At 50.0% G+C, this 11,994-nt stretch carries 5 protein-coding genes and 1 pseudogene; 3 read left to right on the forward strand and 3 right to left on the reverse strand.

The annotated features are described in order from the left end of the window. The first annotated feature begins 65 nt into the window (after positions 1–65). Positions 66–1,853 carry a YncE family protein gene (locus HMPREF2804_RS07355; RefSeq protein WP_070627829.1) on the forward strand — a complete coding sequence of 596 codons (1,788 nt, stop codon included), beginning with the start codon at positions 66–68 and terminating at the stop codon, positions 1,851–1,853. 160 nt (positions 1,854–2,013) lie between these two features. Next, entirely contained in the window at positions 2,014–2,916 is a 903-nt protein-coding gene (locus HMPREF2804_RS07360; RefSeq protein ID WP_246824235.1) for a restriction endonuclease, read from the forward strand. Between the two features lie 501 nt (positions 2,917–3,417). Here HMPREF2804_RS07360 and HMPREF2804_RS07365 read toward each other — a convergent pair. Both HMPREF2804_RS07365 and thrS read right to left on the reverse strand, forming a co-directional pair. Beyond that, positions 3,418–5,856, reverse strand: a complete 2,439-nt coding sequence (locus HMPREF2804_RS07365) for an AIPR family protein (RefSeq protein WP_070627833.1) — start codon at positions 5,854–5,856, stop codon at positions 3,418–3,420. Positions 5,857–5,941: 85 nt separating this feature from the next. After that, positions 5,942–7,981 (reverse strand): threonine--tRNA ligase, encoded by a 2,040-nt coding sequence (gene thrS, locus HMPREF2804_RS07370; RefSeq protein WP_070627835.1) that lies wholly within the window; start codon positions 7,979–7,981, stop codon positions 5,942–5,944. Positions 7,982–8,292: 311 nt separating this feature from the next. Here thrS and HMPREF2804_RS07375 point away from each other — a divergent pair, with 311 nt between their 5' ends. Then, the gene (locus HMPREF2804_RS07375) at positions 8,293–11,196 is read left to right on the forward strand and encodes an FAD-binding and (Fe-S)-binding domain-containing protein (RefSeq protein WP_070450404.1); all 2,904 of its coding nucleotides are present in this window, start codon (positions 8,293–8,295) and stop codon (positions 11,194–11,196) included. A 490-nt stretch (positions 11,197–11,686) separates the two neighbouring features. Here the strand turns inward: HMPREF2804_RS07375 and HMPREF2804_RS07380 are convergent. Continuing rightward, positions 11,687–11,994 (reverse strand): annotated as a pseudogene (locus HMPREF2804_RS07380) (hypothetical protein); the annotation flags it as partial.

Genomic DNA, 11,994 nt, shown 5'->3' on the forward strand with positions numbered 1-11,994 from the left:
TACCGGACAGGGTAGGTCACTAGCGCAGGCTATGCAGCCTATCAACCATAGTTAAGGATCGGCGAATGCCTTATCCTATCCCGGAACACCAGCAGGCCCCGCACCAGCCGCATCTGGAAGAAAACTCTACGGCAGAGGATTGCACCTACCGTTCTATTGAGGTTGAGGCTGAGCAGACTCAGGGTTTGCCCGGTGAATACCTTTCAGCATATTCGGCAAAGAACGACAAGCTCTATGTGACCGGTATTTTCAATATCGCTCCGGATCACGGTTCAACGGTGGCAACGATTGCCCGCGTGAACCCGCATACTTTGGAAATTGAGGCAACCGCGAAAATGCCTGTTGCCGCCGAGGTTCACCCGAACCTTGCCGGGCAGTACCAGCTCCGGGGTGCTTTCGGCATAGATATTGATGATGAGCACGGTACGCGCTGGGTGACCGATGCCGGTTCGTATTGTGTCTCAGTGTACCGCCAAGACGCTTTAGAAAACGGGACTCTTGAGCCGCTGTGGACTAGCTATGATCCCGCGAAGGGGCTGTTCGAGCAGGATATTACGCATCCCCGCGAGATATTCGTAGATGCCAAGACTGGTAAAGCGTTTGTTACGGGTATGGGTGGAGTGTGGGTGATTGATACCGCCACCTATGAGGTTCAGAAGATTGACCCGACTCCGGGGCGGCTTACGCACCCGCTTACCTTCGGGTATGATCGGCTGACCGGGCACCTTTACGCGACTGACTACTATCTGGATACCGTCTATGAGATAGATCCGGCAACGAACTCTGTGGTGCGCACTCTGCACGTGCCCGCCGGGGATGTACCGCATTTTACCCGTGTGAAGGTGCATGCGGTGGGGGCCAATAGTTCTTTGGGCGAGATTTATGTTTCGACTCAGGGCTTCGAGGGCAAGAATGCGGGCATTCAGGTGCTCGATCAGGGTACCGGCGAGTTTAAGCGGTTTATACGGTACGGGGTGAACCCGACCGACATGGTGGTTGATGATTCGCGCGACCTCATTTATCTGGGCGATTTCGGTACGGTTCACGCTATGGAACCTAGCGGCGGAACCGTGGCGGTGATTGATGCCCGCAGCGGTGCCGTGTTGGGGCAGGTTCAGGTTTCTTCGGCGAGGATTAATCACCTTACTTTATTGCCTGACGGTTCTGTGATGGTGCTTGATAAGGCGGGTGATTACCCGAATGTGACGGTTGATTTTCATATTGATGCTCTTACGGGTGAGTTCTCGTCAGCCAGTGCAGACGTGCATTCAGGTGTTTCTGTGCCTATTCATGCGGATGCGCTGACGAAGATTAAGGTGCACGATACCGGTACTCAGTCTGGGCATGTGGAGTCTCGCTCTGCGGGTATTCCGTTCACGACGGCAAACAGTGAGGACGGTTCGACACTTGGGGCTCCCGCCGCGGTTGTGCCCGGTGAGAGTGTTGAGCTTTCGGGCGTGGGCTGGTCTGCTGGTGAGAAGAAGCACCCGGATGTTCCGCCGTATTTCCCGGGTTTGAAGGTTCCCGCACAGTTAATAGTGAAGTTTGATGGCGAACACGTCGCAGAGTTTACGGGTAAGCAGCTGGCTCTTGATACGTATTTTGTGACGGAGGCGCATATTCCTCAGAACTGGCGGCCTGGCGAAGAGCACACAATCACCGTCGAGTCGGAGGCTACAGATAGCACTCTCGCGCAGTCAGCAACGGTCACAGTACGTGTGGTGGAGCGCCACGATAATCCGCAGATACAGTACTGCGCTCCGTCAGCGCCCACGGAGACAATTCCGGTGCAGCTGCCGTTCGTCGGTTACCCGCCGGTGGGTGGTGGGGTCTCTGAAACAGCCAGCAACTAGGCAGTCGTAAGTTCAACGTTATGTAGAGGTGGGTCAGTTCTATGCGGGTATAGTAGTGACAGATTATTCGTCTTTTACTATCGATGGAGATACCCGCATGACCGTCGCTCAATTACAACCGGAATCTCCCCAAATTGAGCTTCCTCGACTGCATGAGTTTATGCCAGCCATACTTACATGTTTATGTGATGGATCAGTTCGTACCAGTCAAGAAATACGTACCGCAGTGGCTGATAAATTGCGCCTATCCCCGGAGCAGATGACGGCTAGATTACCATCTAGAAGGCTTGTATATGCAGATCGTACTTATTGGGCGTATAAGTACCTTGAGCAGTGGGGAGCTTTAAAGTCCCCTCAGCACACCCATTTTGTGATCACGGATAAGGGCCGTGCCCTCATGGCCCAGTACCCTCATGGGGTGCCTGCCGAAGTTACCCTGGAAATTACGCGCGCTGGTCGTGCACGACACAAACAACCTAAAGGTTCAGCGAGTACAGACATAAACTCGGTGGATAATGTGCCTGCTGAGGTATCGAGTAGCACCCCGGAAGAGCTGATAACCGCGAATGTTGCGCAGCTTGAGGCGGCACTTGCTCAGGATGTTCTGGAGCGCGTGAGGGTACTCTCCCCTAGCTCCTTCGAGCAGTTGGTGGTAGATGTCCTGCTGGCGATGGGCTACGGCGGTAGTGAGGGCCGCGGCATGGTTACCCAGGCGTCTAATGATGGCGGTATTGATGGTGTGATCGACCAGGATGCTCTAGGTCTGTCAAAGATTTATGTGCAGGCTAAACGCTATGGTGAGAAGAATTCGGTGGGCCGCCCCGAGGTTCAATCTTTTGTGGGCGCAATGCACGGGCAGGCAACACAGGGCGTATTTATTACTTCCGGCTCATTTACGTCCGGTGCACACAACTACGCTCAGAATCTTGGCGGCGAGCTGTCTCTAGGGCTAATTGATGGTGAGCGCCTGGCACGTCTCATGGTTAAGTACCGAGTAGGTGTGCAGGTGACACGCACCTATACAGTCATGAAACTTGACGAAAACTTCTTCGAAGAACCCTAAAGATCAATACAGCAGTTATCATCAAAGAGAGAGTCTGGTGAACCTTCTAGGTGCTTAGTCCTCATAGCCTCAGCCATTGATACGTAGCTCTTGGACGAGTGTACACGATATTCTCCTCCATCGAGCAAGTACCGCAAGGCATAGACGTTATTGATACTGCATATTTCAAACCCATAACCAGTTACAAACACGTAGTAATCAAGCGGATCATAGTCCACGGGAGCCACATTTTCATGGGCATTATTCTGCAGGTTCCTTCTTGCACGGGATCTCTCAGAATACGCAATATTTCTACCGCTAGGTAGATCCCTCTAGGCTTATTAAGTATTAAACTTATCAATTAAATGATCGACATTCTTGGATATAGATAAATAGCCCTTGCCGAAAGTTAACCTTTCAAAATATTCTGTATTCACAGTAGCAGAAAATAGATTATAAAATCACTAAAGGGTATTCATATAGAATTTTTCCATTCTATATGAATACCCTTATGCAAAATAGTTATCTTTTAATGTCATACGTTTTCTTTATTATACACTTTAAAGTATTAAACAACGCTTCTGGCGAATCTTCATATATTTCAAATTGGGCATGTTCCTTTTTGTTATTCCCTGTTCCAGGCTTAGGAACAACACAAGAAAATCCACGAATGCGTTCATCCAAAAACTCTTCGTAAAAACTATTGTGATTTTGCAGCTGCCGATATTGCAAACCAACCTTGACCTTAAAATCTTTAGTAGTTTTACGATACAGAATTGAACCAACACGAACAGCGTTCACATCTATATCCTCCAGAGAGCTTTCTGGAGAATTATCAGAAATACAGATCGAATACTCGTATTTGACGGGGCGATCAGTCGTTCCATTTGATGAATCCTGCCATCTATAAATAAAGTTCTTATCGAGATTATCATTTTCTATCGTATGTGATATTAAATTAAATAAATTTGCAGCTTCTTCATTAACCTCGCACAGTGTATCATACACATCTTTGGAAGTTAAGGGTTTATACCCACGAACTTTACCCTTATCTAGGATCCGTCGAGCACTTAGCGCACGATCCTGTTTAACAATTTCTAAATTATTATAATTTTTCTTATAAATATATGATTTAACATTTTTAATAAAATTTTCATTTTTGTTCAATTTACGAATTTCTTGATAAGAATATTCGTTACTATCTTCAATAAAATCCATAATTATATTGAAAGATATTGTAATATTCTCCTCGGATATCACACTCTTAACCCATTCAACGGAAGCCGAATCATCATGATTATTTGAAATTTGTTTAAATTTTTTTTGTAATCCGGTTATTATTGATAAAACCATAAGAACATGCCATTTTAAGTTTTTATTAAAACTCCTCGGATACTTACGTGTCATAGAGTCATACAGGATAGATGCAAAAGCAGCACCAAAATGTTGAATAGGGTGGTTCTTTTTATTAAATACACTTTCAATGTAGTCAGGCTCGCGAAGAAGACCCGCATAACGAGAAGCTTTATTAGGAAGTCCCAGATACATACTAGCATATGCATTAAGCATTTTTTGAAGATCAATAACACGTATTTGTGGTATTCCACAGCCTAAATTATTGTTTGCACTGTATTCATTGCTTCTGCGTTCATAATAAACAATCTGATTATCATTGCTATCCTTTATTGAATTAAAATAAGCTTGTATCTCTTTAGCTTCTCGCCGTAAAGCGACCAGGTTCTCTTGCGTGATACTTGTTTGGCTATTTGTCGATTGAACAATTTCTGCCATAACTTCGTCATCTTTAGTCTGTATAATCCTGACAGGAATACAAATTTCATATAATTTTTCAGATAACTTATTTCCTGAAAGACCTTCTCTCAAAATATCTAAATAATATTCATATAGAACATTACTGGTTTGACAGCCGTTTACAATCTGAAAATTATCAATATTAAATAGATTACTCGAATCATTATAATTTAGCTCTTGAGTTATTATTGTAATTCCATTATTTAAAACGAAGAACATCCTCCGCTTATTTTCAGATTTTAATGTATCCATTATTTTTAAGTTTACTTCATTCTTCCCTTGATAGCTACGCACATTATCCTCAAAAACTGATTCATTAATTATAAATTTGCCCTCGTTATCACTATTCTTAAACGATATTATTTTTAAAAATTCATTCAATCTTATATATGCCATATAAGATTTCTCTACACCATATGTCTCAGGTGATGAAACTAATCTGTCTACTTTAAATTCAATTGAATTAGACCTAGTATAGGTTTTATACATATCTTTAATTTCGGATAAACTACAAGGTATAAACTTAATACCTCCATTATAATCTGATCCGTAATATTCATTAATCCTATTTATTTTCCGTTTTATGTCGTCATTTACAGCTTCAACTAGAGGGTATTTGGATTGGGTGAAGTAATAAAAGTAAACTGAAGCACGATCAACTTGAGTCCATACGTCCTGAAGAGCATCCCTTACCTCTAATCTATCCTTAAGACTGCTATTTACTGTGCTAACTTCTTCACCTGAGATAAAGCTTTCCATTCCTTCAATAGAATTTATAATTTCATCTTTCTCAAATGATGATGACGTCTTGGCTTGAGTAATAATATAATCAAGATCATACTTTTTATGACCCAAAGACCTTAAACGAGCCTTTACTTCATTTAAATCATCTATATTGTTGATAACATAAGTATTATTTAATACAATAATAACTCCATCGAGCCCTTTTTCGTCCCCACCTCCCAGCGATAGATCCTGTGGTTCTTGCCCCTTTACCGCCATAGGGAACCTCTCATTTAAAGCTATAAAGGAAGTAAATGCCTCAAATTGTTCAGATATTTTTAACTCTTCAAGACCGTATTCTTCTACAAACCTGGAAATATAACTTTGGAGTATCCTGTCTTTTGATTTTTCCTGTGTGTTCGACATTAGTGTTTAACACCTTTCTGTAAGTCTGTTGATTTTTAAATTACAATGTTATTTATTCCTTGGTTAATTACTATTCTCTACAAGTTTACTTGGTTTCTCCCTCCCCACTCGGCTTCGGGTCTTCATTTACCCTATTCCGAATATGGTCGACAATGCGTGCTACCGCCTCGTCAACAGGGACGCCGTTCTCTTGTTTGTTGCCTCGGAAGCGGAATGAGACTGCGCCAGCCTCCGCATCCTCGCCGCCAGCAATCAGAATAAACGGCACCTTCTCGGTAGAGGCGGTACGAATCTTCTTCGTAAACCGGTCCGAACCGTAATCAACCTCAACGCGCACGCCCTGCTCACGAAGCTTATCCGCAATCTCGGTCATATAGTCGTTGAAAGCCTCCGCCACAGGCACGCAAATCACCTGCACCGGCGAGAGCCACGCCGGGAACGCACCTGCATAGTGCTCAGTCAGCACACCCAGGAAACGCTCAATCGAACCGAACTTGGCCGAGTGAATCATCACCGGCTCCTGAATCGAACCGTCCGCAGCCTGGTACTCCAAACCAAACCGGCTGGGCTGGTTGAAGTCATACTGCACGGTAGACATCTGCCAGGTGCGGCCAATCGCGTCCTTCGCCTGCACCGAAATCTTCGGGCCATAGAACGCGGCCCCACCCGGGTCAGGCACCAGCTCAAGACCGGTCTCCTTCGCCACCTGCTCCAGCACGGCGGTAGCCTGCTCCCACTGTTCATCGGTGCCGATAAACTTATCCTTCTTATCGCCCTCAGTGTCGCGGGTCGAAAGCTCCAGGTAGAAGTCCGTCATGCCGAAATCTTCCAGCAGGCTCAGCATGAAATTCAGCAGGTGCCGCACCTCATCGGGGGCCTGCTCCTTCGTCACATACGAGTGCGAATCGTCCTGCGTAATCATGCGCACGCGGGTCAAGCCCTGCAGCACGCCCGACTTCTCGTCACGGTACACGGTGCCGAACTCGAAGAAACGCAGCGGCAGCTCACGGTACGAACGCCCACGCGAACGGTAAATCTCGTTATGCATGGGGCAGTTCATGGCCTTCAAACGGTAGTTGCCGTTATCGAGCTCCATCGCCGGGAACATGCCATCCGCGTAGTACGGCAGATGCCCGGACGTGTAGAACAGGTCTTCCTTCGAGATATGCGGGGTGCTCACGTACTGGAAGCCTTCAGCAATATGGCGGGCGCGCACATAATCTTCCATCTCGCGCTTAATCACGCCGCCCTTAGGATGAATCACCGGCAGGCCGGGGCCAATATTCTTCGGGAACGAGAACAGGTCAAGTTCCTTACCCAGGCGGCGGTGGTCGCGGCGCTCAGCCTCAGCAATACGGTGCTTATACTCCACCAGCTCATCCTTCGTGGGCCAGGCGGTACCGTAAATACGCTGAAGCATGGGGTTCTTCTCAGAACCGCGCCAATACGCGCCGCCGGCACGCATGAGTGCGTAACCGTTAGCAATCAGCTTAGTATTTGGCAGGTGCGGGCCGCGGCACAGGTCATTCCACAGAACCTCACCGGTTTTCGGGTGCACATTGTCATAAATCGTAATCTCACCCGCACCGACCTCAACTGAGGCGCCCTCGGCGGCATCAGCGCCCGAACCGGGGCCTTGGCTAAGCGAAAGCAATTCAAGCTTATACGGCTCGTTCTTCATCTCTTCAACCGCTTCAGCATGGGTCACCACGCGGCGGCGAAACAGCTGGCCCGACTTGACGATCTTAATCATCGACTTCTCGATCTTCTTCAGATCCTCGGGGGTGAAGGGCTCAGCCACATCAAAATCAAAATAGAAGCCATCCGTAATATAGGGGCCAATGCCCAGCTTCGCGTCTTTGCGGTATTCCTGCACCGCCTGCGCCATCACGTGCGCCGCAGAATGGCGCAGCACATTCAAGCCATCGGGCTCGTCAATGAAAACAGGCTCAACGGTATCGCCCTCAGAGAGCTTGTGAGAAAGGTCAACCAGCGTGCCATTCACGCGGGCAACCACAATCTTTGCGTTATCTGCAAAGAGTTCAGCGGCGGTGGCGGCAGTAACCTCGCGCTCCTCACCGGATACGCTGATCTTAATAGGTGCTGACAGTTCAGCGGCAGACATGTGTCTCCTTTAGGTTAGGCACGGGGCCCACTCCCCCAGCGTACGGGGCCAGGATAGGCGCAGCCGCGCAGACTAATCCGCACTGTACAGGTGCACGGACATCACCATTCTACGGCGTTCACAGCAAATTTTCAGGTAACGGCTCAGGGTAGACACAATATCAACGATAGTTTCCCCTCATAATACCTCAGTAAAACGGGTATTCCGGCGTGTAAGCCTAGCCAAAGCTAAGCAGACATAACGTGTGCAAAAGCACATACTGGAAGGATAGGAAGAGAACTATGCCTACACCGGTAAGGAGATTAAGGCCCATGACAGTTGTATCCAATACATCCGAAGCTCTGAACTCCCCCTACACCAACGCCCTTGAGCATATGCTCGCCGAAACCCGCGCGCACGCCCTCGATTCCAGTGTCAAAGAAATTGACAGGCTCGCTATCGCGCACGATGCCTCGCATTACCTGCTGGTACCCGCTGGAATCGTACGCCCCGATTCTGCTGAGGCGGTCGCCGATATTTTCCGTGCCGCCAGCGCCTTCAACCTGCCGCTCACCTTCAGGTCGGGCGGCACGTCTCTATCCGGTCAGGCAAGCGGCGACGGGGTGATGGTCGATACCCGCCGTAACTTCAAGAAAATTGAGGTGCTTGACGGCGGCAAGAGGGTGCGCGTTCAGCCCGGCGCCACAGTGATGGCGGTCAATAATATGCTGGCGCCCTACGGGTATAAGCTCGGGCCTGACCCGGCCTCATGGTCGGCATGCACTATCGGCGGGGTGGTCGCCAATAACTCCTCGGGCATGTCTTCCGGCACCGAATTCAACACCTACAACACGCTGGAATCTATGGTGTTCGTACTCCCCAGCGGAACCGTTATCGATACTTCTGCGCCCGATGCCGATGACCGCCTGCGCGCCCTCGAACCCGAGATTCACGAGGGGCTGCTGCGTCTGCACAAGCGCGTGGTCGAAAACCCGGAGTCGGTTGCGCGCATTCGTCAGCAATACTCCATGAAGAACACCATGGGCTACGGCGTAAACTCCCTGCTGGATTACAGCATGCCGGTTGATATTCTTCAGCACCTTCTGATCGGTTCTGAAGGAACGCTCGGGTTCGTGGCGTCTGCAACCTACCGCACTCTGCCCATTCATAAATTCGTTTCAACCGGTCTGCTCGTGTTCGATAACCTCTTGGATGCTACCCGTTCGGTGCCCGAGCTTGTGGCTAACCGCCTGGCGACAGTTGAGCTCATGGATGCCACCAGCATTCGCGTGGCGCAGCGCACCGGGCAGGCGGCGGAGGCTCTTGCTGCTATTGATGTGCGTGATCATGCGGCTCTGCTTGTGGAATTTCAGGGAAACTCTGAGCAGGAGCTCACCGATCTTGCCGCGTCTGCCGCGCCCATGTTTGATACCCTCCCGGTGGTGTCGCCGGTCGAAATGACCAGCAAACTTTCTGAGCGTAATGCGCTCTGGGCTGCACGTCGCGGACTGTACACCACAGTCGCAGGCAACCGCCCCACCGGTACGAATGCGTTGCTTGAGGATGTGGTGGTCCCGGTGGACGTACTTGGTGCTACCTGCCGCGATTTGACCGCCCTTTTTGATGCCCACGGTTACCAGGACTCAGTCATTTTCGGGCACGCAAAAGACGGCAATATTCACTTCATGCTCAACGAGCAGTTCCGCGATGCCAAGCAGCTTGTGCGGTACCGCGACTTCACCGAAGAAATGGTACAGCTCATTCTGGATGCTGACGGCTCACTCAAGGCAGAGCACGGAACCGGGCGTATTATGGCGCCGTTTGTACGTCGCCAATTCGGTGACGAGCTCTTTGAGGTCATGCGCGAGATTAAGCGCCTGATCGACCCGAAGGGTTTCTTGAATCCGGGTGTGGTTCTTGCCGACGAAGACACCGATTATGCCACCGATCTGAAGGTTGCCGAAACCGTTGAAGAAGAAGTCGATCGGTGTGTGGAATGCGGGTACTGCGAACCGGTGTGCCCGTCTAAGGATTTGACGCTGACCCCGCGCCAGCGCATTGTGCTACGCCGCGAAATTGCTGCAGCAGAGGCTAATGGTGATACTAAACTTGCCGAACGCCTACGCCAAGAATACGAATACTACGGTGTGGATACCTGCGCGGTAGATGGCATGTGCGTTACGCGCTGCCCGGTACTGATCAACACGGGTGATTTGGTGCGCCGTCTGCGTGCCGAGAACCAGGATGCCCTCGGTGCCGCCGGGTGGAAATTCGCCTCAAAACACTGGGGTGCGATCGATAAAGTGGCGGGTAAGGCTCTCACGGCCGCAAAAATGCTGCCGTTCCCGGTGGTACGCGGAGCCACCGATATTGGTCGTAAACTCTTCGGCGAAGACATGGTACCCGCCTATAAGAAGGGGCTTTCTGCCGGCGGCGCGCCACGCGTTCCTCATGCGGAAGCGAATCCCGAAATCGTGTTCTTCCCCGCCTGCGTGAACGCCATGTTCGGCGGTGTTGATGGTGACGGTAAGCACGACCCGGTGAACGCGACCCAGGCGTTCATTCGTCTCTGCGAGCGGGCGGGCGTGAAATACCGGATTCCCGAGGACATCGACCAAATGTGCTGTGGCACGCCGTGGAAGTCCAAGGGGTATACAGATGGCTACTCGATTATGAGCGACCGCGTGCTCAAAGCGCTGTGGCAGGCGACCGACGGCGGGCGCATCCCGATCGTGTGCGATGCTTCCTCGTGCACCGAAGGCCTTGAGGTGATGCGCGCGAAAGTTGCAGCCGCTGTGGAGCATAAAATCACGCAGGGTTTGGGGGCAGACGAGGCCGATTACGCTCAGTTGAAGCTTATTGACTCGGTACAGTTCGCTGCCGATACGCTGTTGCCTAAGCTCACGGTGTCAACTCCCCTGCCGTCGCTGGCGCTGCACCCTACCTGCTCGATGACTCACTTGGGCGTGCAGCCTGCATTTGAGAAGATTGCAAACGCCATGAGCGATCAGGTGTACGTTCCCAAGAACTGGGGATGCTGCGGTTACGCTGGTGACCGCGGCATGCTGCACCCTGAGCTCACGCAGAGCGCTACCCGTGCCGAGACTGCTGAGCTAAACGAGCACGAGTTCGCCGCATATGCGTCATCAAACCGCACCTGTGAACAGGGTATGACCGAAGCAACCGGACATACCTTCCAGAACGTACTGCAGCTTCTAGAGCGAGCCACTCGGTAAAGCTTTGCTCCGTTAAAACTGTAGGGCTGTGGGGCGGCATCGCAAGATGCTGCACCCACAGCCCTATGTTTGTAATGCTTCTTATTTCAACAGCTCAGGAGGCCAGTTTATATTCTGCCTCCCCCGGATATACAAAAACGCTATGTCCTGTTTCTAGCGTCAGAGCTAAATCTTCAGGACATAGCGTTTTTAGCGAAATCGCTAATAATCGTGTTGTGCGGTGCGATATAAGAGCAACCCGGAAGTTTTGTTGCCCAAGGTAACCCTTCAGAACTACCTCACTTCTAACATTAGCCTTATCTGTAAGCGAACTTCAAAGATATTCGGAAATTGTAACCAAATCTTTATGTTTAGCGAAAAGTTCAACCTTTTATCAACATTTTGGTAGTGTCATACTAATTTTTACGACAGGGAGTATACGAGACTTTCTCCTGTACAATAAAACAGTTTTTATATGTGAGGTATTACTCTTTATATACTGACAATCTGTTTACATGTTGGGCCAGGTCGGGTGCAACCGACCCTCACTATCCCCCACCCCCACATCATCCAAATGCCACCGCTGACCCGTATACACATCCACCTTACGCAACTGCGGATTCGGATTCCCCACATCAGGCTCCTCAGGATGCCCCGGACACCCCCGCGCTCCCGGGTCCTCAGTACAGGTCTTGCCCACCGAGTGCACCTCAGACTCCCACACCCGCACCAGCACCGGCTCACTCACACGAGACACCTCGGTTCCGAAAAACTGCCACGGCCCACCATCAATACTGTACTGACCCGCATACGTCACCG

Origin of the sequence: Rothia sp. HMSC065G12 (assembly GCF_001811455.1) — a bacterium.
Taxonomy (GTDB): Bacteria; Actinomycetota; Actinomycetes; order Actinomycetales; family Micrococcaceae; genus Rothia; species Rothia dentocariosa.

Coding starts and splice junctions, on each gene's coding strand:
- HMPREF2804_RS07360 (WP_246824235.1), top strand. CDS start 2,014: ATGCCAGCCATACTTACATGTTTATGTGATGGATCAGTTCGTACCAGT.
- HMPREF2804_RS07365 (WP_070627833.1), bottom strand. CDS start 5,856: ATGTCGAACACACAGGAAAAATCAAAAGACAGGATACTCCAAAGTTAT.
- HMPREF2804_RS07375 (WP_070450404.1), top strand. CDS start 8,293: ATGACAGTTGTATCCAATACATCCGAAGCTCTGAACTCCCCCTACACC.
- thrS (WP_070627835.1), bottom strand. CDS start 7,981: ATGTCTGCCGCTGAACTGTCAGCACCTATTAAGATCAGCGTATCCGGT.
- HMPREF2804_RS07355 (WP_070627829.1), top strand. CDS start 66: ATGCCTTATCCTATCCCGGAACACCAGCAGGCCCCGCACCAGCCGCAT.